Here is a 23,670-nt window from a genome sequence, read left to right on the forward strand (position 1 = left end):
TATGTCGAAGAACTTGCCATTTATTTTACAACGATTACAGACTATGATGCATCAAGATTCTTTGCCTAAATCACGCTCTCGAAAGCCGTCCTGAAGAGACGGGGCTTTACACCCCATTTTTTGGTAAGGGGAGAGTGTGGGGGGTGTGGGGGGTGTGGGAAGTGTGGGAAGTGTGGGGGAGAAGATGGTAACTTCCCAATGACTAATGACTAATGACTAATGACTAATGATTAATTACTTGGTTTGAATTGGTGTAAGAGCTACTCCTTGGTAGTAATGTCCTAAGATTTGCAGGTGGTTGGCTCCTTGTTTCGCTAGATTATACGCTCCCCATTGGCTCATTCCTAAGCCATGACCGAAGCCTAGCCCTTGGAGGATAAAATTACCATTTTCGGCTCTGGTGATATTAAAGCGGGTACTTCTGAGTTTGAGCGCAGTCCGGACTTGTTCGCCTTTTAGCACCCTTGTACCTTTGTCACCGACGATTCTGAGAGCTTTAACACTACGGAAAGGGGAGTAGGCTTCTGCAACCATATCTTTGACGTTACCTACACCGGAAATTTTGGAGCTAATTTCATTAGGGGAAAAGGTTCTCTCCCAGTTACAGGCGCTGATATTTTGATCGTAGTCTTGAACAGCACGGAGGTAAGCGAGGGGATTTCCCCAAACATCTTCGACGTTTTCGGTGTGTCCTCCTGAACAGGCGTGGAAAACTGAGAGGATAATTTTGTTGTCATGGGTTAATACTTTGCCGGCGGTGGAATCGACTGCGTTGTAAATGGTGGGAGCTTCGCTGACGACTCCTTTATAAATTTGCCAACGGTCGGGGCTAGCGCCTAAGTCGTAAGTGGGATTGTTGCGCTGTTCGTTGCGCTTGTAAAGTGCGTAGGTGCGAGCTGCGATCGCCTGAGCTTTGAGGGCTTCCTGTGGCCATGCAGAATCCATTTCGCCACCGATGACGCTGTAGAGATATTCTTCTAAATCAACCCAGTTAACGACATCTAAGCCTTTATCTGTAGGAACAACCAGAGTTCTACCACGATACCAGCGATCGCCAATATAAACAAAGCCATCACCTGTGGGTTCAATCCAAAATAAACCAGATTGCCATCTATCCAGAGCCACACCACCAGTAATACTTTGGGCATTAAATGAACTCATTGCTGGCAATTGTCCGAGAGTACGACCCGTACTATCCTTCACAACCGCAGTTGTGGAACTACCAACTTTCACCTGATTAACTCCCCTCTCAATTGCCACACGCAAGATTACAGATGCTTGAGCTGGAGCGACTAAAGCCATCCACAAGAAGATACCTATCCACCAATGACGTACTTTGATCTGGGAAAGTAAAGAACCTAATAACAGTTGAAATTTCATACTGATCATTTAAATCACGTTTAGTATCTGTTTGACGCTCTGGATGATAGTGTCTATCACCTAAGATAAGACACTTATCCAATCTGAGAAGTTGCCACTTCTTCCTAATTATGCAGTCAGTATAAAAAATCGGCTCATTGAATAGTCATTAGTCATTAGTCATTAGTCATTGGGAAGTTACCGTCTTCTCCCCCCTGCTCCCCTCTCCCTGCACCCCTGCCTCTTCCCCCCTGCTCCCCTCTCCCTGCACCCCTGCCTCTTTCCCTCTACTCCCCACTGACATCGTTAGCAATAATTCCCACGAGATTCAATTGGCTCAAAATTTCTAGAGATTGGATCAATTCATTGGGGGTAACTTTACCAATACGCCCTACCATGACAGTGGCTTGAGAGTATGAAGCCAAAATTCTGGCATCGACAGTACCTAAAATAGGGGGAGCATCAATTATCACTAAATCATAGGTCTGCTCAAACAACTTGATCAGTTCTGACATTCGCTGTTGACTCAGCAGCTTAATTGTATCCTCTGGTGTCGGACCAGCAGTCAAAATATCAATAGAGGGGTGAATGGGTTGGATATAATCTTGAACTTGGGTATTTTCTTCATCAATTAATAACAGAGATAGTCCCCAATCATTAGAAAGTTGCAGATTTTTATGTAGGTGAGGATTCTGCAAGTTAGCGTCAATTAATAGTACACGCTGATGCATTCGAGCCGCACTAGCTGCTAATCCCAAGGCTACAGTTGTTTTACCTTCTCTTGATAGTGCGGAAGTTAACAGTAGAGATTTGAAGGGGTAGGGATGCTTGAATATTTGAATGTTTTGGTAAATCATATTCAAGCTTTCGTGGCAAGGTAGCCAAGTGTTAGTTTCTACTAAGGAAAAACCTATATTTCGCTGTTTACGCCCAAACCATTTGGGTAAACGCTGTTTGAAACTATGGGGTGTTAATTTGGGTACAGATCCGAGTAATCTCAGTTGGGTGAGTTTCTGTAATTCTTTGACAGAATAAATGGTGTAATTAAACATTCCCCAAGCGAGGGCGACTGCGATAGCTAATATGGGACTGGCGACAAATCCTCCAAGTAAAAGTATTGATCTACGGTTACTTGTGGCTGTTCCCAAAGCTGGTTCTTCTAATAGTTGCCAATCAAACCCTCCTTGAGATATTTTTAAGCCTAAGTATTGTTGTGTTTGGAGTAATTGCTCTAGTATTTTGCGTTGAGTTTCTACTGCTGGTAGTAAGCGGTTATACTCAGCGATGAGGCCAGGATATTTGCTGAGTTGAGATGTTAGTTGTTTTTCGGACTCAGATAAACTATTTTGATGGGCAATGAGTCCTTTAACTATTGTTTGTAATTGAATAAACTCTTGCACCAGTATGGGGTCAACTTGTGCTGTTTGAGTTTGGATCAATCTTAAGTCTTTAGAATTACTGAAATCTGTAGCTTTGTTTCCTAGTAATTTCTTCAGTTCTTGCTGTAACAGATTTTTTTGAGTCTGGTGTTGTTTTTTTAGTTGTTGGACTACTGGGGACTCGTCTGTATAGCGCATTTGCTCTGTGGCGATCGCCATTTCTGTTTTTTGAACTTCCCTCAATAGCAATTGGTAACGATCTGACTGATTTATACGAGAAGCAATTTTTGCATTCTGGGATAAGTCCGCTATTTTTTGTTCTAAATTATTGTAACGAGCTTGTACATCTTTAATCTGGGCGCGGGTGCTTTGTTGCTGTGTTTGAATGTTCGCCAGAGACTCTAGGAGGATTTCACTTTGCACTGCCGGATCAAGTATATTATGCTTCCTGCGAAAGTTTTCTAGATTCTTCTCGGCTTGATTCAGGTCTTTTTTAATCTGGGGTAAGCGGGTGCTAACAAAAGTTAGTCCTTGCTTTAGTCGTTCTTGTTGTTGTTCTAGATTGTATTCCTGATAAACTTTTTGTAATGCTTGCAACACTCTTTGGGTTTTTACAGGATCAGGATGATTAAAGGAAACTTCAATTATTTGACTAGGAATCTGATTAATTCCATCTCTACTTTCTAACTGCTGCACTACCAAAGGTGAATCTTTCTGATTCTTCCCCTGAATATCTTCTACGGTAATATCGGGATAATCATGACGGAGAATATCTACAGCTTTTTGGATCAATGTAGAACTCACCATCAGTTTTATTTGAGCGCTGTGGTCAAATATTGGTAGGTTTGGTGGAGTTAACTCACTATTTACACCTGATGGAATATTATTTAATTTGACCCCTTCATATAAATTGGAATTTACCAGGATCTGCATTGAGCTTTGGTAATTCGGTTTGGTATTGGTTGCCAAAAATCCTGTAATAGACATGAATAGGCAGGAAATACCTAAGAATAAAAAGCGGCGGCGAACTAAAATTTTAGGTATTCTTCTGACATCAATTGTGTTTATTGAAGAGTGATGAACCAGTTGGTTTTGATTCATACTTGTGTTAGTCACTATCAAATTCCTCTAATATCTAAAGTCAGAAATGCTATATATGAAAGTTTATGAAGTCATTGCTGAAAACCGATTTGTTTTCACCCTATAGACCAAACATAATACTAAATGTTTCCTATCCAGATCATGAAGAGTTTATGCAACTATAAAAAAAGGTATTTTTGTTACAAAAAGCTGGTATTTTTATTAATCATAACTTCTCAGTGTAATAATAATTTTATCGGGAAATCCCAGCATTTTAAAAAACTGATTATGTAGATATAATTACCTGTATATGCAATTCAAATAATTAGATATTAACCGTTTTGGCTGTCACCATAGTAAATTGACACGCTAAATAATTATAGGGATACTGTATATTTTTTCAAATTTAGCTGCGATAAAGATATTTTTTGCGGATAGAAAGAATACATCTTCTGAATCATCCAGTAATAGCAAGTTTTGCCTAAACAGTTACTGGATGACTCATATTTGATATCAGGATTAAAGTTTGTGTGAAATTAGTCGATAATTTCCTGTTTATAAAATACAGTTTCTAGATAGGGTGAGGTGATTTTTTACTGCTAAGTAAGAGGATTTTCGCTAAATCAGTTTTCAGCGTCGATGCTGTCACCTACTCAGGACTTACGCAACAATTGCCAAAAATCTTGATTTATCGTTCGCGTAGCGTGCGCGAAGCGCATACCGCCAAGAACGCCAAGAAAACGTAGATTATGCGTATGTCCTACTACTGTTGAAGTCGTTAAATATGGATATGATGACATTACACAGGATGGGGCTTCACTCCAGGAGTTAACACGGGATTAAACGGGTTTAAAAGCAAAAATTTTTAGTCACGGACTAAAAAATGTGTTATTACAATAGTAATACTCTTATAAAAAGGCTATTAACTTATGTACACTTTAAAAATTCGCAGAGTTGGAAATTCCTTGGGTGTAACATTACCTAAAGAAGCCCTGCAAAAACTTAGAGTTCAAGAAGGAGACAGTGTATTTGTTACTGAAACTTCTTCTGGCGTTCATGTGACTGCTTGTAATCCTGAATTTGAAAAAGCAATGGAAGCCTACAGAAAAGTCAGCACAAAATACAGGAATGCACTTCATGAGTTAGGGAAATGAATGGTATTTTCTGGCTAGATGAGACAATTGTTGCAGTTATACATGAAGACCAATTAGCACAGCATGGCGGTCTTACTGGTGTGCGAGATAAAAACTTGTTTTTAGCTAGTTTAGATAGACCGAAGAATTTGCTTGCTTATGGTGAACCCACACCCACCATATTTGATTTAGCTGCGGCTTATGGTTATGGATTTGCAAAAAACCATGCTTTTATAGACGGTAATAAACGGGTAGCTTTCGCAGTGATGGCTACCTTTCTCGAATTAAATGGATATTCATTAGATGTTCCAGAACCGCAAGTTGTTTTAATAATAGAACGACTAGCAAACGGTCAAGAAAGTCAAGAAACAATATCAGAATGGCTTCAAGAAAATTCTATTAAATATTAAGTGTAAAAATAAGGCAAAGACAAGAACCGCAAAAATGCCCTCTAGAATCGCCTAAAATTGCAGATGATTTAATGGACGACTGTAATCAAAGTAAGGATGATTAAGTAGCCAAGTTCTCACATTTAAGATGTGTATTTTATTTACCGGCTAGGTTCTGTAACTCGGCTTCCCGTCGCCTGGGTACGCTATGAGCCATGAAGTCATAAGCCATATCTGTATTGGGAAAAATCGCTCTGGCTTCATGGAGTAAGTCTTTGAGTTCTATACTGTTTCCTGGAGCGTAGCGGGGACTGAAATGAGTCATGATTAACCGATGCGCCCCAGCTACTAAGGCTGTTTGGGCGGCCATTGTGCTGGTGGAATGCAATCGCTGAAAGGCTAATTCTGCATCTTGATGGGCAAAGGTTGCTTCATGAATTAATACATCGGCATCTTGTGCTAGTTCTACAGCGCCGTCGGAATAAATGGTATCTGTACAGTAGGCGATTTTACGTCCAATTTCTGTGGGACCACATAATTCTTGACCGTTAATTACTCTTCCGTCGGGTAGTTTGACTGTTTGACCATTTTTGAGTTGACCGTAAATGGGACCGGAGGGAATTTGTAAGGCTTGGGCTTTTTCTATATCAAAGCGTCCTGGTCGATCTTTTTCGGCGATGCGATAACCAAAGGCTGTAATGCGGTGATGTAGAGGGGTGCAGCTAACGGTAAATTCGTTGTCTTCATAGACGATTCCGGGCTGGACTACATGAATTTTGACTGGGTAGGAAAAGTGTGTGTGTGAGTAACGTGTGCCGGCTTGGATATATTCATTTAGTCCCGGTGGTCCATAGATGTCTACTCGTTGGACGTTACCTGCTAACCCGCAACTAGCTAGTAATCCCATTAAGCCAAAAATATGGTCGCCGTGCAAATGGGTGATGAAAATTCGGGATAGTTGACTCATTTTGAGGTCACTCCGCAATAGTTGATGCTGAGTACCTTCGCCACAGTCGAATAACCACAGTTCTGCTCTTTGGGGTAGTCTTAGCGCTATGCTGGAAACATTGCGCGATCGCGTGGGTACACCAGAACTCGTCCCTAAAAATGTGATCTGCACAGCGTTTTTTGGCCTTCCTTTTCCTGAATTTTATGCTTGTTATTTTCTATATTGGCACGGTTATTGAGTAATAAGATTTATTGAACCGCCAAGTCGCCAAGTTCGCCAAGGGAGGTGTGGGGAGTGTGGGGAGTGTGGGGAGTGTGGGGAGTGTGGGAGGTGTGGGGAGTGTGGGGGGAAAGAAAGATTGTTAAATCCCCGATATCCGATGCCCAATACCCAATACCCAATACCCAATACCCAGTCCCCAATACCCAGTCCCCAGTCCTGGCGTATAGTATTTGGGTGTTGATGGTTTGGATTATTGTCTGTGGTCGGTGATTCTAGGGTGAGTTATTGGTATGAAGGGCGTTGTCCGGAAAGTGGTGCGTTGTTGAGATTACCTCGCACTGCTTTTGTGGAGGCGATCGCCTGTGATTTAATGCAGGAATTAGCCACGGATGGGGTTTATAATCGGGAGGGGAAAATGTATGGTGTTTTGCTGGTGGAGTTACCTCGTGGGGAAACACAAGTTTTGAAAGCATTTTCTGGTCTTCTCAATGGTTGCGGTTTCATTGAGGGTTGGGTTCCACCGATTCCCGGACGTGAGGAATTAGTTTCGGAGGAAACCCAGACTTTAGCTGCGTTGGAGGCGATTAAGCAGGAATTGATGATTCTGCAAAAACTCCCAGAAAGAGACAAGTATAAAGCTATATCTGAGGAGTTTGAGCAGCAGTTACAGGTAATGAGCCAAGTCCATCGCAATGGCAAACAGGAACGTGAGGCACAACGTCAGCTATTTTACCAAACTCTCACCGGGGAAACCCTGAGTCACGCTTTAGAAAAACTCCAGGAGGAAAGCCGTCAGGAAGGAATTAAACGCCGCAAACTTAAAGCCAAACAGAATGCGGTGTTGCAACCTTTACAGGCATCAATTTTAGCCGCAGATCAACAGATACAGACACTCAAACAACGGCGGAAAGCATTATCCCGCCAATTACAGGCGCAAATGCACAAGGCTTATTCCCTGATGAATTTTTTAGGAAAATCGGTATCTTTGCAACAATTAATGCCAGCAGGGTCGATACCGACGGGAACTGGTGATTGTTGTGCGCCGAAACTACTGCACTACGCAGCCCAGCATGGATTTAAACCCCTGGCGATGGCGGAATTTTGGTGGGGAGGAAATTCGGAAAATCAGGAGAAAGTACAGGGAGAGTTTTACCCAGCCTGTGTTGAGCGTTGTCAGCCGTTGATGGGGTTTTTGCTTTCGGGATTAAAATCTCAGGTTTCAGCACCGCCCAGGGGAAGGGAAGGCAGTTCCAGGGAATTATCGGTGATCTATGAGGATGAATGGCTGATTGCTGTGAATAAACCCTCTGGGTTACTTTCGGTTCCTGGTCGTTATCTGGATACTCAAGATAGTGTTCTCAGTCGTTGGCGTTATTGCTTCCCTGATGATGGGGAAATTATGACGGTGCATCGATTAGATCAGGAAACTTCTGGTATTCTACTTTTAACACGGAATCGCCAAACCCATCGCCAACTGAGTCAACAATTTCAGCAACGACAAATTCACAAGATTTATGAAGCTATCCTTGCGGGTGAGATAACAGTGGAACAGGGTGAGATTAACTTACCTTTATGGGGAAATCCGCAAAATCGCCCCTATCAACAGGTGAATTGGGAACATGGGAAACCCAGTTTGACTAAATTTCGGGTGATAGGGAAGTTGGGGAATTACACCCGTGTTGAGTTTATCCCCCTCACAGGACGCACCCACCAATTGAGAGTTCATGCTGTGAAAGGATTAGGAGTAACTATTTTAGGCGATCGCCTGTATGGATGCAATGCTGTAGCCAGTCGGTTACATTTACACGCTAGAGAATTGCGCTTTCAACATCCCCAGCTAGGAAAAACCCTGCATTTACAGACAGAAACACCATTTTAATCCATGCGACAGCGCTCCTCAATGTTACATCTCTGCTGACGTTGGGAAATAATAGTTGCTAAATTCGGTCTTCCGGTGAGAGGGAGTCGCCAGTCAGCCCAAATGCCATAAATAAAATCTGCGATCGCCCCAATAATTGGTAACTTAGTAATAGCATAAACCCAACCCATTCCCAGGGTTTCATAAACGCGCCGAAACACCGCCACATTTTTAATCAGCGTCCCATCTGGTAACACTCCATGAATCCGCCCCATAGCCGTTTCAAAGTCAACCCCACCATGATCTTCCGGGGTATAATTATCATCGGCAATATCCACAAACATCACCAAACCTCGACCACCATCTCGTTTTTGCAAAAACTTCACTTCCCGCATACACAAAGGACATTTACCGTCATATAGCAGCTTGATTTTCCATCCATGTACAGCCACTTGATCGGAGTATTTAAATTCTTGATTAGCTAAAGACATAATTAAAAGAGTTGATTTTTTAAATGCCACATTCCGCTTCTATTCCAAAGTGGGATTTAGTGACTATCAATATTATCGCTGCTTTTAATCATCTTTGGGGATGCTATCTTAAGTAATAGCTACTATCCCTAATCCTCTCAAGCTGTATAAATATGCCAAACCCTCAATCAAACCTGCGTACTAATACAGAAAAATCAACTGGAGATGTCTATGATGTTGTGATAGTTGGTGCTGGACCAATCGGGTTAGCCACAGCCATTGGTTTACGCAAAAGTGGGATAGAAAATATTCTAGTTGTTGATCAAACTCGTGCTTTTCGTCAAGTTGGTCAAGTATTGGATCTTCTCCCCAATGGCTTAAAATCTCTCAAAAATTTAGATCCAGAAGCTTACGCAGCAGTTAAGGAAACTGGTATGGGGTTCATGAATCCCCCGCAGTCTCATGGTGAGAAAACTTCGGAAAAAAAACCTGCCAAAACTTCACCGGAATGGGTTTATAAGAATTTACAGGGGGAAACTATTCGGTCAATTTCTCTGGCGTTTGACCAGTGGTTTAAAAATTATGGTGAGGGTAGAGTATCAATTGCTTGGTATAATTTGCAAACCAGCCTCAGAAATCTCATTCCCGAAGACAGAGTTAAAGCAAATCATCGTTGTATCAATGTTGTGGATGAGCCGGAAAACGGCTGTGTGCGGATAGATTGCGTTTGTGATCTAGGAACGGAAACTAATCCCTATGCATATTGGACAGAAGGTCAAAAGATTGATGATAGACCCCAAAATTTAGATCCTACCTCTCCACAATTAGTCACAAAATCATTCCGCGCCAAGCTAATTGTAGCCGCAGATGGCATCAACTCTACAATTCGGAAAGTGCTTTATAAAGATAGTCTCTACAGTGATTTTGCCAAACCTGAATACTCTGGATTTGCAGCTATATCTTGTCGGGAAATCGCCGAAATTCCCCCAAAAATTCAGACACAAGTGGATGAAAAATTTCTTCAAAACTCACCCATTGTAACTATCAGCAATGCTGCTGAAATTACTGATTCTTTGGATGAGCTAAGGATGATGTTATTTCGCAGACCAGGTAGTTTTATGGGATACATTTTACATCTGTCGGTGTCTTTGGCATCCTTAGAGGGTAAATCTGCAAGTTCTTTGCTGGAATTAGCAATGCAGCATTTAGAGAAAGCTGGCTATCCTGATGTACTTCAGGAATTAGTGCGTTTATCTCCCCCTGCAAATATGCAGCAACGCCCATATTATATTCATCACGCTACTACATCCGAGGGCAAAACTCAACCAGCTTGGAGTCAAGGAAGAGTTGTATTAGTAGGTGATGCAGCCCACGGAATGCCTCCTTTTATGGCACAAGGGGTAAATCAAGGATTTGAAGATGCACTAGCTATCACCACATTAATTGCTAAGATAGCAGTAAATAATCACTGGGACAATAGACAAGCGATCGCCACGGCTTTCGAGAAATACGACAATCTGCGTCGCCCGATGATGCAATATATTCAACAAGCAACATTAACCCGATTTCCCCACTCTTCAGATGCAGCATGGAATAACTATCAACAACAGGTATATAACCGCAATTTTGACCAAATAGCCGGGTTGTCATAGTTACTGCACAAAAGGCAGGATGCGATCGCCACAATATTCAGATAATATTCATCTACGCCCATTTTTTAGTTATAGGACTTACGCAGAAATTACCAAAAGGCTTAATTTAATGAACCGCCAAGTCGCCAAGTACGCCAAGAATTGGTGGAGTGTGCGTAAGTCCTGAGTTAAAATACTGGAGGATAAAATACCAAAACTTCCCTTACATCTCCGCGCCTTTGCTTACTGAGCGAAGTCGAAGTATGCGCCTCTGCGTGAGACAAATCCAGATTAACACCATAAAACAATGACTATTCAACAACCAGACTACAATCCCAGTGGCGTAGGTGAAATTAATGGCAACATCTTCGGTTTACCAGGCGATTATGAGTCTGCAAACTTGATTGTCATTGCTGTACCTTGGGAAGTCACAGTATCCTATGGTGCGGGTACAGCTAACGGACCACAGCAGATTCTAGATGCTTCCATTCAACTAGATTTATTCGATTTCGATCATCCTGATGGCTGGAAACAAGGAATTTTCATGATGGAAATTCCCCAGGATATCTGCGAAAAAAACGCATATTACCGCACCTTAGCCGCCAAAATTATTGAAAGACTCGCACAAGGTCAACCACTGACAGCGACACCCGATTTAACCCCTATACTCAGAGAAATTAATCAAGCTAGTGAACAGGTAAATCAGTGGTTATTTACCCAAAGTCAAGCAGCAATCAACAAAGGGAAGCGGGTAGCAGTTATTGGTGGTGATCACAGTGTACCATTAGGTTATTTCCAAGCATTAGCCACTAAATACCCCAATTACGGCATTTTACACATTGATGCCCACGCAGATTTACGGGATGCTTATGAAGGGTTTGAATTTTCCCATGCTTCTATTATGTTTAACGGGCTGAAAATTCCGCAGATATCCAAATTAGTCCAGGTAGGTGTGCGTGATATTTGTCATGAAGAAGTAAAAATAATTGACGAATCAAATCAGCGCATCATCCCTTACTATGACCCCATGATTAAACAAAAGCTTTACGCTGGAAGCACTTGGATTGATTTATGTCGAGAAATTATCAGTCATTTACCAGAATACGTTTATATTAGCTTTGATGTGGATGGACTTGACCCCAAACTTTGCCCCAATACTGGTACTCCGGTTCCTGGGGGATTAGAATTAGAGCAAACTTTTTGTTTATTTCGGGAATTGGTCAAAAGCGGTAGAGAAATTATCGGTTTTGATGTCTGCGAGGTGGGTGATGGTGAGTGGGATGCTAATGTCGGTGGACGAATTGTTTACAAACTAGCGAACTTCATGGATTTATCCCAAATAAACGCTGATGATAATTAGTCGGCGTTCCTGATTTCAAATATGAATTTGTTTCACGCATCAGCGAAGCGAAGCACGAAGTGCGTTAGGCGCAAAGCCGCAAAGGTACGAAGAAGAAGAAAGGTCATTTTGACATTTCATACTTTGATTCAGCAACGCCAATTAGTCAGAGGTTAAATCATTCCAGTGAATGGGGTCTAATTGATAATATCGTTGTAATTGCTGATAAAGTTCTGGATGGTGTTGTTGTAACTGGCGGGGTTTTTCGTAAAATGTTTCCGTAGCTACGGCGAAAAATTCGGCGGGATTAGTTGTACCATAGCCATCCATGACAGTTTTGATTTTTCTAGGAATATCATGACAAAGTTTTTCATATTCTGTTGTCATCACCTGCGCCCATACCGGATAATCTGCATGAAGCGGCAAAATCGGCACACCGTTAGCTGTTCCATCTTCTTGATCTAACTGATGAGCAAATTCGTGTACTACAACATTATGTCCATCCTGCCAGTTATTGGTATCTTTTTTAATCTGTTCCCAGGATAATATCAATTGGTCTTGAGTCCATGATTCCCCCAATCTCGCGTCGCGTCTTTCTTCAACTACATAATTTCCCTTAGCAACGGTTTGACTCACAAAGTATGTCGTGGGGTAAATTAAAATAGAACGCAGTTTCGGGAAGTATTTTCCCCGTTCGTTGAGTAAAAGTAAACAAGCCATAGCAGCAATAGTTACTTTCATTTCTAGGGTAACTTGCAAACCTGCACAGCCAATGAATTGCTTTTCTGCTAAAAATACTTGAATATGTCCCAGCAGTCTCCGACGTTCATCAGGTGAAAGTTGCAGATAAATAGGTAGATGATTTTCAATGATAGCAGTCCAGATTGGGGGGAAAGGACGGCTTTTAATAGCATTGCGGCGCTGTTTCACGAGAATGGGACTGGCTAAAATACCAATCACAATCACCCCAATAATTATCAAAACAGCAATGATTTCCACTATTGATGAGTAATTGAAACGGTTTTAATATATTTATATTATACTGTGCTTTTCAGTATTTCTGCTTGGTTGGAAAAAATAATCATGCGATCGCCCCAACTCCACAATCATCATAAAGACGATAAAATAGTCATAGAGAGACAATCACACCTAACCCCAGGCGATGAAAGCAATTGAAGTCATGGCTACTGTAGATGAGCAGGGTCAACTATCCTTAGATTCACCCTTAAGTGTAGACAAGCACAGCCGTGTTAGAGTAATTATACTTATTTCTGAAGAATATCAAGAGGATGAGGAAATATCAGAATCTGCTATTGAAAGTTTTCGCCAAGGTTGGCATGATGCTATGACAGGAAACACATTACCTGTTTCTCAACTTTGGGAAGGGATTGATGCAGAATGACTCACCTTTAATTCAGGTTGAGGTAACTGCCAAATTCCAACGCAACTTACGGAGTTTGGCGAAAAAATACCGCAGTATTCGTAATGATATCCAGCCAATTATTCAGCAGCTTGAAGCTGGAGAATTACCAGGTGATCAGGTATCTGGAGTAGGCTATACAATTTTTAAACTACGAGTTAAAAATAGTGATATTCAAAAGGGTAAAAGTGGTGGATATCGATTGATATATTATGTCAAAATCAGTACAAAAATTATTTTAGTTACTATCTACTCAAAATCCGATCAAGAAGATATTTCAGCAGCAGAAATTCAGCAGATATTGGCTGAGTTTGAACATGAATAAAAAGCATAACAAGGCTCAGAGGGGCGATTGCCTATAATTTTTGTTGTTTATACTCCTCGTTTACAGTTATTAAGATTTACTTGCTTGAAAAATTTCTTCTAACTTAGCTTTACGAAGAATTAAGTTTACAAACGAAGAAATCTTGATAGCTTGAGTTCCAAAGATTAAGAAATCGTCCTTTCTGGCAGAATAGAGACCTTCATATTCATCTCCTTATATATTTCACATTCACGAATATTAGAATTATTTAAAATTGATTCGGCAGTTTTTGGGGTCAAATAAGGTGAAAGGATAACTAGCTTATCAGTATTAGTTAACTTTTTTACTTCTATTTGCCAACGGCGGCTAATATTTCTTAAATAGAATTCAGTTTTTTTTCATAAAACTACATAACTTAAACTATGTGTTTGTCTATTATTATACTTTATATCAAAATTTTGGCTTTAACAAGATTCTTCAAGCCTTGATAAACATTTTTTAACGGATTCTTTCTGAGTCACGCCATCAAAAGAATGCGATCGCCTTTCCCGAATTACGCTGCACATTTGGGGAACGTTCCATTGTGCCGGATGCTACTGTATTCAGTTGGGAAAGAGTACCTTTTGAGGCTGATGGCGAAGTACCGAATACCTTTGATATTTATCCTGACTGGACTGTAGAAATTCTCTCACCTAATCAGAGAGCTACTAAAGTTATTAGCAATATTTTACACTGTCTCAAACATGGTACTCAGCTAGGGTGGTTAATTGATCCAGAGGAGAGATTAATTCTAGCATTTATTCCTGGTCAAGAACCGATAGAGTTAACTGGTTGCGATCGCCTACCAACACCAAAATTTTTAACCCTAGATTTGACAGTTGATCAGGTTTTTGGGTGGCTAAAAGCAGGGCGATAAATTATACAACTTGGTAATTAGCCATTAAAAACTGAAATTATAAATGGTGGTAAACTCAGTATTTTTCATTATGATTTACTCCCTTTGACTTCGTTCAGGGAGAGTTGGTTGGGATCACTAAAAGCAGAGTCATGAATAAATGTTTCATCAGTCAGACTTTTCAGGAAAGCTATCAGGTCATTTTTTTCAGATTCAGTTAATTCAAAACCGCTAATAAATTCACTCTTGAGAGGATTTTTGCTTCCTACTCCCGCAAACTTTCCTTCATGAATCGTTCTCCCGCCTACTTTGTAGTGGTCAATGACTGCTTCTAGAGTAGCGATACTACCATCGTGCATATAGGGAGCAGTTAGATCAATATTTCGCAGAGTTGGAGCTTTGAAACGTCCCATATCTGATGGTTTAGTAGTAATTTCATAAACACCAGTATTATCTGATGGATAAGCTCCTTTGCCATCAATATTATAAAGCCCAGTGTTATGAAAAGCGATTTCCAGAAAAGCCAGGCGATCGTGCATCACCGAATCGCTGAAATTAATCCCACCATGACAATGAAAACATTCTAAACGTTCGCTGTTGAATAACTTTTCTCCCCGTTTAGCAGCTTTGGAAATAGCATCAGATTCGCCACCGAAGCGATAACGATCATAAGGAGAGTTCACAGAAATCAAAGTACGTTCAAAAGCCGCTATAGCTTTAGTCAGATTACTCAAGTTAATTGCATCCTGACCTTCTCCAAAAGCTGCTGCAAACATCTGTCGATATTTGGAGTCATCCCCCAGCATTGTTAATATTTGTTGTTCCCTTCCTACCATACCCATTTCTACCGGATGTTCCCCAAACATTGGCACTAAAGCTTGAGTTTCCAACTTAGTCATCAAAGGGTTAGCCCAAGTTAATACGGGGTTGTAACCAATATTGGCTAGACTCATGGAGTTACGGGGATGTTTTTCGCCAGTTGCTCCCACAGCTACAGTTTTACCATCAGTAAAAGCTGAGGACTGAATATGGCAAGATGCACAAGAGAATTCACTGGTGATTGATAAACGCTTTTCATAAAAAAGATGCCGTCCCAACGCCACTTTTTGCGAACTCATGGGGTTATCTGCTGGTACAATTGGCTTCGGCATCCAAGTTGGGAGATTCCAGTCATATTCCGAAGTCGGTGATTCGCCAAGTGTTTTACTCAGTCCCATTGACAGACAAAGCGACAATAGACAAATCACAACTAGGGTAAAAAAACGAGTTAATTTCATTCAACTCTAAAGAATTTCTGTTCAGAAGCAGGTTGATTACCAAAGGGTAAACCAAAATTAGTCATAATGCCGACACAATCACTGTCATCGGGAGATGACATACAACCTGGAGGGGTATTTGGTTGGTTGATAGTTAAATTTGTGTTTGCTAACAACGCGGCTAAGTCTGCAACCACTATATTTTTGTTGGGATCAAATTTAGTCAAGACAACCTTCGCGGTATTAGGATTTTTACAAGATGAGGGTTTTTGACTATCTGTGGTAGCTTGACAACCGGTGCTACCCAAATGGATGGGGAAACCCTGCGCCTGATGATTTGATTCACTATGTTTCGCGCCTGGGCTAGTGTGATTATGGTTGTTTAAATCAATCCGAGCAAATTTGTAACCAAACAGCCAGTTCCACCAGAGGGATGTTAAATTTAGGGGTGATGGGGCGGTGACGGAATCCTCATGATTGAGATCGAAAGGGACACCCAAGGTAAATTGCAATCCTTGATAATTACCTTTGGGTACTTGACCAATCACTTGATTGCGTGTTTCTACTGTGCCATTAACACAAGCACCAGATTTATTTTCAAAGTCTAGCAAGGCAATATTTTGGTATTGCCATTTACTATCCTGGGTTAAGGTTAAGGGTACAGCTTTACCATTGATATCAATTAAAGCTACATCAGACACATAGAAACGAAAATCAGAGAGTGTAAATTTTTTGGCGGGTTTACCTAAAGTGTAGGTTTTGCCACATTCAAAAGGCTGTTGAGCAACTTTACTATTAAATCTAATTGTTACTTCTTGAGTTTCGGTAGTAGAAGCTAAACTGATGGCGTAATTCCCCAGAATTGCGGTGCAGGGAATTGTTATTAATGTGAATACCGCTAATTTCGCAGACAACTGCATCACTTCACCTATGCTTTGATCAAGGTATCTTCCAATTCTCGGTAATGGATGAGCTGCTGTCAAATGACAATGTGTCAAACTTAGGTAAGAGTATAAAATCAGCAAAGACAGATTAAAAGTTTCCATATTAAATAACATTTTTAACTTTTCAACATCTGTTAAGTAATCTCTAGTTAAGTTTGACACTCTGTCTTTTGACATCAACAATAGTTTGACTTACTGTCACAAATAATAATTTAAACATCTGGAAAACCAGCAAATTACTTAATTTTTGGCGTGAGTGAGAGGAACTAGGGTGAAAAAAGATAGTTTATCAGTTTATTTGTGGTTAACTTCTGTTATATCGATTTTTACTGCTTTCCCTGCATATTCTGATGAAACAACTACCAAAGATATTCCTCGATTGAGCGAAATACAGCTGGCTCACACCAGTATTAAAGAATTATTGGTACAACAACCACAACCAAATCCAGTTATTCAAATATTAGGGGTGCGTTTACAACAATCTACTAATGAGTTGGAAATTTTCTTAGAAACTCCTACATCTGATCAGTTGGAAGTTTCTAACAAAAGTGAGGGAAATAAATTCATCGCAGATATTCCTAATGCTCAACTGCGTTTACCTAGTGATAATTCATTTCGTCAAGAACAACCATTTACAGGTATTGCAGAAGTAGTAGTCATAAATCAGGATGCAAATACTATCCGGGTGATCGTTACAGGTGATGTAGATATTCCCAAAGTTGAGTTAAATGACAGCAATGAAGGTTTAATTTTTGTCATCACGCCAGCAATATCTTCAACACCACAAACACCGGATACGTCTCAACCTAGTAGTGAAACACCAATCACACAACCATCATCTGAGGCGAATGAACCGATTGAATTGGTAGTCACCGCGCAAAAACGCCCAGAAGCTGCACAGGATGTACCTCTGAGTCTGAGGGTAATTCCTCAGCAGGAACTCATAGATGGACAAATCAATTCTTTGCAGGCGATCGCCAATAATACACCCAATTTTACTTTTCTCCCCACCACAGCAGGAAGTGCTGATTTTAGTTACTACAGCTTGCGGGGGCTAAATAACTTTAACTTTTTAGCCAGTCAAGACACTGTTGGCTTTTATATTGATGATGTTCCCTTTGATTACGGCGCTTTTCTAGACGTTGCGTTAATTGATTTAGAACGGGTGGAGGTGTTACGTGGCCCTCAAAGTACCCTCTATGGTAGAAGCAGTCCGGCTGGGGTTGTGAATATTATTTCTCGTCCCCCTAGCAATCAGCCAGAAATCGGCATTACCGCAGGTTACGGAAGTTATAACAGTCGGGAATTTCAACTATCGCTCAGTGATGCCATTATCCCCGATCAACTTTCGTTTCGACTGGCGGGAGCGTACAATGCACGAGATGGTGTATTTGACAATATCTTTCTTGATAAAGCAGCAGGAGAGCGATCGCAAGTCACTGGACGCGCTCAAATTCTCTGGACACCTACCCCAGAATGGAATGTATCATTTAACGCCTATGGCAGTGATAACGATAATGGCAATCCTACCTTTTCACGCCAGAATGCAGAAAACCCTTTTCAAGTTTCCCAAGAAGTCGATGGTTTTAATCGCCTCAGCACTAACACCCAGGCTTTGAAAGTGAGCTATAACGGTAATGGCTTTCGGGCTACATCCATCACCACACGGCGATTTAGCAATCAAAGTACCTTAGTCGGTGATAACTTTCCCGGTGATTTATTGCAGCAAATTATTGGTATCAATTCTACCTTGTGGTCGCAGGAGTTTCGCCTCCAATCTCCGGAAACTGCGGAAGCGTTTCGTTGGCTGTTGGGTGGATATTACGAGTCACGAGATTTTCAAGTTATTGATGATACTTTTAAATATACAGAAGCTGGTGCAGTTGCCTTTGGCGTACCAACGCCGGGAAGCGATCGCGTGTCCGCAGAACAATATCGCAATACTTACGCCATCTTCGGACAAGTTGATTACAAGCCAGTTACATCTGTGACTTTGTTTGCTGGTTTGCGTTACGAAACGGCTGATGCTGACCTTGACCGCAGCCGTGTGTTTGAAAATACAGACGGTAGTGTAAATCCCCCTACTGGTGAAGTACGCGGTGCGACCCTGAATAATGATGAATTAATTCCCAGGTTTGGCTTACAGTATAGCTTCGACCAGAATGTCATGGCATACGCCACCATAGCCAAAGGCTATAGACCCAGTGGATTTAACTACCGTGCAGATACAGAAGATACACGGCGATTTCAAGAAGAAACCTCCTGGACTTACGAAGCCGGCTTAAAATCATCTTGGTTAGATGACCGTCTCACGGCTAATCTGTCGGTTTTCCAAACAGACGTGGATAATTATCAAGTGCTGCTTACCGATGATTTTGGCTTTTTTAGAAACGTCACTAATGCTAATGTAAAAGTCACAGGCTTAGAATTTGAACTCACAGCTAAACCAGCACAAGGATTGAATTTAATCGCTGGGATTGGCTATGTAGACAGCAGATTTAAAAATTACAGAAATCCCTTTACAGACGGAGACTTTAGCGACAACCGCGTTCCTTTTGCACCAGAACTTACCTATAATCTAGCGGCGCAGTATCGCAGTAGAGGTGGATTTTTTGCCCGTGCAGAACTACGTGGTTATGGTGTAACTTATTTCGATGATGCCAATCAAGTCAAGCAAGACCCCTATGCCTTGGTCAATACCCGCATTGGTTACGAAGGCGAACAATACGGTATTTACTTATATGCCAATAACTTGTTTGATACTCGTTATATTACCTCTGGGTTTCTGTTCCCAGCACCCAACGTCACAGCCGGATTTGGTGATCCCGTAACTTATGGTATTCAGGTGCGGGCAAAACTGTGATGATTATCTGTAGCCAACTGAAAACAGAACGGAATTGAGAAGTTGCGATCGCCCATCACCCCACTATCGGTATATACTGAATAATAATCCCTATTCACGTCATATAATAATAGTTAACTTGTAGATATTACGTAAGTAACATCCCTACTACTCTTCACAATTAGCCATCCCATAGCTTAGGATGCAGAAAATTATTGAATCAGATTTAAAAGCTGAGATGAAAAAATCATCATCGCCACTCAACGCCATTTGGCTATTCCTGATTGTTTCCGCCACTGTAGTAGCAGCTTATAACGGCAACATGGCCGCCTTAACAGAAGCCTCCTTTACAGCAGCAGAAAGCGCCGTCACCCTAGCCATTGGACTAATTGGAGCGATGGCGCTGTGGTTGGGAATTATGAAAGTTGCCGAAACCGCAGGGATGATGCGATTAATCGCCAGATTGATTCGCCCACTCATGAGCCGACTTTTCCCCGAAGTTCCGGTAAATCACCCAGCCATGTCCGCAATGGTAATGAATATGGCAGCCAACGCCTTGGGACTCGGAAACGCCGCCACCCCAATGGGTTTAAAAGCAATGGCAGAACTGAATAAACTCAACCCAAATCCGGGAACCGCAACACCTGCTATGTGTTTGTTTTTAGCCATTAACACCTCCTCAGTAACAATCTTACCCCTCGGTGTAATTACTGTCCGTGCCAGTGCAGGGGCGACTAATCCCGCCGCCATCCTCCTACCCTCAATTATTGCAACTATCGTTTCCACATCTGTAGCAATTATTGGAAGTAAACTTTTAGCCAAGGGTGCATCCCCAAAGCTGACTTCTGAAGAATCGGCATTAGAAATTAGCGAAGTCCACAGCGACACTGTAGTCGAAGAAACCCCAGAACCCGAATTAATTCCCCCCGGAATGATCGGAAATATCGTTTTTGGCGGTTTAATTGTGGCATTTTTGGCGGCTCTATTTTACCGTCTCTCACTGCGAGGACTACCATATATTTTTAGTATGGTATTTCTCAGTAACCTTTCTAACTGGCTGATACCGCTTTTAATTTGTTTATTCCTGTTATTTGGTTATTTCCGAGGGGTGAAAGTTTACGAAGTTCTCACGGAAGGGGCAAAGGAAGGCTTTGACATTGCTATTCGGATTATTCCGTTTTTAGTGGCAATTTTTGTGGCCATTGGGATGTTTCGTGCTAGTGGCGCTTTGGATATTCTCACAACCGTGGTTTCTCCCATTACCTCGCTGATTACTCTCCCCGCAGAAGCCTTACCAATGGCATTAATTCGCCCCCTTTCCGGGAGTGGTTCCTATGGGTTAATGTCAGAAATTGTCAAAAATGACCCGGACAGTTTTCTGTCGTTTCTGGTTTCCACCATGCAAGGTTCAACGGAAACTACTTTTTATGTGATGGCAGTATATTTTGGTAGCATTGGCATTGTTCGCACTAGATACACACTACCGGCGGCGCTGTGTGCTGATGCGGCGGGAATACTGGCATCTCTAGCAATTTGCCGCATTATGTTTTAAATTTTGATACCCTGAATCTGCATGAATATCCTGAAAATATTTGCTAATTTGATTAAAGTAATCTCCACAATTTTTATTTCCGGTGCGATCGCCTGGGAATTATGGCATATTTATGCAATCATGAATGACATTAGCATTCCCAGCAATCTAAATTTTATTTTTTGGATTGACCGTTTTGCGATTACAGCGCATTTAATTGAAGCGGTAATTGCGGCTATTTATGCACCAGGAAAAGAGAAATCACCTCTCAAATATGCTATTTATACCTTTTTTGTGGGTACGGTTGCTCTGACAGAATTGTTTGCTCCCCAGGAAAACAGTGTAAAAAAGCCAGTATAAAATAATCAAAGATAGCTGAAGCTATTTATTTGCGTCACAATAGTAGTATGCAGTCATGAGTATGTGCTGATATGTCTCGTTTAACTCAAATTTTTCAAAACTTGTTTATTCGGTTTGAAGGCTTTTTCGGGGTTATTTTCTCAAGTTTATGGGGTTTTATCAAAAATGTATTTGCTCCAGTTACCAAGATTTTGGGATTTAGTCAGTCTGACTATTTCTTAGAAACTGATGCAGCGCAAGGTATAAAGCAAGCCGCAAATCAACAAATAATTGCAAAGACTCAGGATAAAACTCCGGAAACTCCCGTTGCTAGAAGCCGTCGTCAGAATGCCAAAATGGATGACTATTTTCTCAATATGGCTCGTGATGTGAACAAGAACTAATGGTGAGTTGGGTACACAACTAAGGGTAAAATTAACCATCTATCTCAAATTGACCAACCTGTTAACCCGATGTATTGCGATTACCTGGTACAAATTCTAACCGCCCGTGTATATGATGTTGCTCAGGAAACACCACTGGAGTATGCGCCAAACCTCTCCAAACGTCTGAATAACCAACTCTTGCTGAAGCGGGAGGATATGCAGTCAGTGTTTTCCTTTAAGCTGCGGGGTGCTTATAATAAGATGGTAAATTTAACACCGGAGTTGCTGGCGCAAGGTGTGATTGCAGCATCTGCGGGAAATCATGCTCAGGGTGTGGCTTTAGCTGCTAGTCGCTTAGGAACACGAGCAATTATTGTCATGCCGGTGACTACTCCCCAGGTAAAAATTGATGCAGTTAAAGCCAGGGGGGGAGAGGTGGTACTGCATGGTAATACCTATGATGATGCCTATGGTTATGCTCGTGAATTAGAGGCAGAAAAAGGACTGACTTTTATTCATCCCTTTGATGATCCTGATGTGATTGCAGGACAGGGGACAATTGGGATGGAGATTTTACGGCAATATCAGCAACCTATCCATGCTATTTTTGTGGCTATTGGTGGCGGTGGTTTGATTTCGGGAATTGCAGCTTATGTAAAACGCTTGCGTCCGGAAATCAAAATTATTGGTGTTGAACCTGTGGATGCTGATGCAATGTCGCAATCACTCAAGGCGGGACATCGGGTGAAGTTGTCTCAGGTGGGTTTATTTGCTGATGGGGTGGCGGTGCGAGAAGTGGGGGAAGAAACTTTCCGTCTCTGTCAGAATTATGTGGATGAAATTATTTTAGTAGATACGGATGATACCTGCGCGGCGATTAAAGATGTGTTTGAGGATACCCGTTCTATTTTAGAACCTGCTGGGGCATTGGCGATCGCAGCTGCTAAAGCCTACGCCGAACGGGAACAAATTACAGGAAAAACCTTAGTTGCTGTGGCTTGCGGTGCTAACATGAACTTTGACCGTCTCCGCTTTGTAGCAGAACGAGCCGAATTTGGGGAACGTCGGGAAGCTATCTTTGCAGTGGCGATTCCTGAACAACAGGGTAGTCTGCGTCAGTTTTGCGAATGTATTGGTCAACGCAATCTGACTGAGTTTAATTATCGCATTGCCGATCAAACAGAAGCTCATATTTTTGTCGGTGTGCAAATCCAAAACCGTGCTGATGCGGCGCAAATGGTAGAATCCTTTGAAAGCTGCGGTTTTAAAACCATTGATTTAACAGATGATGAACTGACAAAGTTACATCTGCGTCACATGGTGGGTGGTCATTCTCCCCTCGCACATAATGAATTACTTTACCGTTTTGAATTTCCAGAACGTCCTGGCGCATTAATGCAGTTTGTGGGTTCCATGAGTCCCAATTGGAATATTAGTATGTTCCATTACCGCAACAATGGTGCAGATTATGGGCGAATTGTGGTGGGAATGCAAGTACCGCCCCAGGAAATGGCGGAGTGGCAAGGATTTTTGGATAGCCTCGGTTACCGCTATTGGGATGAAAGTGAGAATCTGGCGTATAAATTGTTTTTGGGTTAGAGCTATTGCTAATATTTATTAACTCCGGTTAATTACTAGGACTTACACAAAAACTCTCACTTCGACAAGTGTTACAGTGAGCCTACAATGCTCTGAGCCTATCGAAGGGTCGAACTGATCAGTGACCACTCAAACCATGATTTGTGTTCTCTGCATCTGGTGTGGTTAATTATTCTGTAATTTGTATGTAATTCTTAATTACTTAAGTTGACTAAATTTGAGTAGAATATTCCATTAGCCTAGTTTATATCAAATTTACGCATATTTAAGGTATCGAATCAGTCAGAGTTTAGGGAATAATAAAAAACAATTGGTTAGTTGCTATAGTAGTTCACTTTACTTTCT

Annotated in this window: 20 protein-coding genes; 13 read left to right on the plus strand and 7 right to left on the minus strand. The window is 41.5% G+C overall.

Annotation, left to right across the window (positions count from 1 at the left end; translation table 11 throughout):
• Positions 1 to 234: 234 nt before the first annotated feature.
• Together VB620_RS02790 and VB620_RS02795 are read right to left on the minus strand one after the other, a co-directional pair.
• On the minus strand, positions 235 to 1,380 hold the full coding sequence (locus VB620_RS02790; RefSeq protein WP_323194613.1) for a SpoIID/LytB domain-containing protein: 1,146 nt from the start codon (positions 1,378 to 1,380) through the stop codon (positions 235 to 237).
• A gap of 266 nt (positions 1,381 to 1,646) precedes the next feature.
• Positions 1,647 to 3,839, minus strand: coding sequence for a GumC family protein (locus VB620_RS02795; protein WP_323194780.1), 2,193 nt, complete (start codon positions 3,837 to 3,839; stop codon positions 1,647 to 1,649).
• A gap of 908 nt (positions 3,840 to 4,747) precedes the next feature.
• Here VB620_RS02795 and VB620_RS02800 point away from each other — a divergent pair.
• The gene (locus tag VB620_RS02800; protein WP_323194614.1) at positions 4,748 to 4,972 is read left to right on the plus strand and encodes an AbrB/MazE/SpoVT family DNA-binding domain-containing protein; all 225 of its coding nucleotides are present in this window, start codon (positions 4,748 to 4,750) and stop codon (positions 4,970 to 4,972) included.
• The gene (locus VB620_RS02805; protein ID WP_323194615.1) at positions 4,969 to 5,361 is read left to right on the plus strand and encodes a type II toxin-antitoxin system death-on-curing family toxin; all 393 of its coding nucleotides are present in this window, start codon (positions 4,969 to 4,971) and stop codon (positions 5,359 to 5,361) included. The genes VB620_RS02800 and VB620_RS02805 overlap by 4 nt, the downstream gene beginning before the upstream one ends.
• A gap of 136 nt (positions 5,362 to 5,497) precedes the next feature.
• Here VB620_RS02805 and VB620_RS02810 read toward each other — a convergent pair whose 3' ends face one another.
• Positions 5,498 to 6,460 (minus strand): ribonuclease Z, encoded by a 963-nt coding sequence (locus VB620_RS02810; RefSeq protein WP_323194616.1) that lies wholly within the window; start codon positions 6,458 to 6,460, stop codon positions 5,498 to 5,500.
• 310 nt (positions 6,461 to 6,770) lie between these two features.
• Between VB620_RS02810 and VB620_RS02815 the strand changes: the two genes are divergently transcribed.
• Entirely contained in the window at positions 6,771 to 8,390 is a 1,620-nt protein-coding gene (locus VB620_RS02815) for an RluA family pseudouridine synthase (RefSeq protein ID WP_323194617.1), read from the plus strand.
• Here the strand turns inward: VB620_RS02815 and VB620_RS02820 are convergent.
• On the minus strand, positions 8,387 to 8,860 hold the full coding sequence (locus VB620_RS02820) for a thiol-disulfide oxidoreductase DCC family protein (RefSeq protein WP_323194618.1): 474 nt from the start codon (positions 8,858 to 8,860) through the stop codon (positions 8,387 to 8,389). The two genes, VB620_RS02815 and VB620_RS02820, sit on opposite strands and share 4 nt — an antisense overlap.
• Before the next feature lie 152 nt (positions 8,861 to 9,012).
• Between VB620_RS02820 and VB620_RS02825 the strand changes: the two genes are divergently transcribed.
• Positions 9,013 to 10,491 (plus strand): FAD-dependent oxidoreductase, encoded by a 1,479-nt coding sequence (locus VB620_RS02825; RefSeq protein ID WP_323194619.1) that lies wholly within the window; start codon positions 9,013 to 9,015, stop codon positions 10,489 to 10,491.
• A 286-nt stretch (positions 10,492 to 10,777) separates the two neighbouring features.
• Entirely contained in the window at positions 10,778 to 11,830 is a 1,053-nt protein-coding gene (gene speB / locus VB620_RS02830) for an agmatinase SpeB (RefSeq protein ID WP_323194620.1), read from the plus strand.
• Between the two features lie 141 nt (positions 11,831 to 11,971).
• Here the strand turns inward: speB and VB620_RS02835 are convergent, their stop codons facing one another.
• A complete protein-coding gene (locus VB620_RS02835; RefSeq protein WP_323194781.1) occupies positions 11,972 to 12,811 on the minus strand; it encodes a M90 family metallopeptidase in 840 nt (279 codons plus the stop codon).
• A gap of 160 nt (positions 12,812 to 12,971) precedes the next feature.
• On the opposite strand from VB620_RS02835, the gene VB620_RS02840 reads away from it, so the two are divergent.
• The 3 genes from VB620_RS02840 (at position 12,972) to VB620_RS02850 (ending at position 14,449) form a co-directional block, all read left to right on the plus strand.
• Positions 12,972 to 13,211 (plus strand): type II toxin-antitoxin system RelN family antitoxin, encoded by a 240-nt coding sequence (locus tag VB620_RS02840; protein WP_323194621.1) that lies wholly within the window; start codon positions 12,972 to 12,974, stop codon positions 13,209 to 13,211.
• Positions 13,201 to 13,554, plus strand: a complete 354-nt coding sequence (locus VB620_RS02845; protein ID WP_323194622.1) for a type II toxin-antitoxin system RelE/ParE family toxin — start codon at positions 13,201 to 13,203, stop codon at positions 13,552 to 13,554. Before VB620_RS02840 ends, VB620_RS02845 begins: the two co-directional genes overlap by 11 nt.
• A 484-nt stretch (positions 13,555 to 14,038) precedes the next feature.
• Complete coding sequence (locus VB620_RS02850; RefSeq protein WP_323194782.1) at positions 14,039 to 14,449, plus strand: Uma2 family endonuclease; 411 nt, start codon at positions 14,039 to 14,041, stop codon at positions 14,447 to 14,449.
• A gap of 68 nt (positions 14,450 to 14,517) precedes the next feature.
• On the opposite strand, the gene VB620_RS02855 is transcribed toward VB620_RS02850, so the two are convergent.
• Together VB620_RS02855 and VB620_RS02860 are read right to left on the minus strand one after the other, a co-directional pair.
• Positions 14,518 to 15,705: an MbnH family di-heme enzyme gene (locus tag VB620_RS02855; RefSeq protein ID WP_323194623.1), complete on the minus strand. Its 1,188-nt coding sequence runs from the start codon at positions 15,703 to 15,705 to the stop codon at positions 14,518 to 14,520.
• Positions 15,702 to 16,805, minus strand: coding sequence for an MbnP family copper-binding protein (locus VB620_RS02860; RefSeq protein WP_323194624.1), 1,104 nt, complete (start codon positions 16,803 to 16,805; stop codon positions 15,702 to 15,704). Before VB620_RS02860 ends, VB620_RS02855 begins: the two co-directional genes overlap by 4 nt.
• Positions 16,806 to 16,899: 94 nt before the next feature.
• Between VB620_RS02860 and VB620_RS02865 the strand changes: the two genes are divergently transcribed.
• From VB620_RS02865 to ilvA, 5 genes are all read left to right on the plus strand, one after another.
• The gene (locus tag VB620_RS02865) at positions 16,900 to 19,491 is read left to right on the plus strand and encodes a TonB-dependent receptor domain-containing protein (protein WP_407674178.1); all 2,592 of its coding nucleotides are present in this window, start codon (positions 16,900 to 16,902) and stop codon (positions 19,489 to 19,491) included.
• A 217-nt stretch (positions 19,492 to 19,708) separates the two neighbouring features.
• On the plus strand, positions 19,709 to 21,022 hold the full coding sequence (locus VB620_RS02870) for a nucleoside recognition domain-containing protein (RefSeq protein WP_323194625.1): 1,314 nt from the start codon (positions 19,709 to 19,711) through the stop codon (positions 21,020 to 21,022).
• Positions 21,023 to 21,043: 21 nt separating this feature from the next.
• Positions 21,044 to 21,361: a hypothetical protein gene (locus VB620_RS02875; protein WP_323194626.1), complete on the plus strand. Its 318-nt coding sequence runs from the start codon at positions 21,044 to 21,046 to the stop codon at positions 21,359 to 21,361.
• Between the two features lie 71 nt (positions 21,362 to 21,432).
• Entirely contained in the window at positions 21,433 to 21,744 is a 312-nt protein-coding gene (locus tag VB620_RS02880) for a threonine dehydratase (protein WP_323194627.1), read from the plus strand.
• 69 nt (positions 21,745 to 21,813) lie between these two features.
• Positions 21,814 to 23,325, plus strand: coding sequence for a threonine ammonia-lyase, biosynthetic (gene ilvA / locus VB620_RS02885; protein ID WP_323194628.1), 1,512 nt, complete (start codon positions 21,814 to 21,816; stop codon positions 23,323 to 23,325).
• The last annotated feature ends 345 nt before the right edge of the window (positions 23,326 to 23,670 follow it).

The organism is Nodularia harveyana UHCC-0300 (assembly GCF_034931085.1).
GTDB classification, from domain to species: Bacteria; Cyanobacteriota; Cyanobacteriia; order Cyanobacteriales; family Nostocaceae; genus Nodularia; species Nodularia harveyana.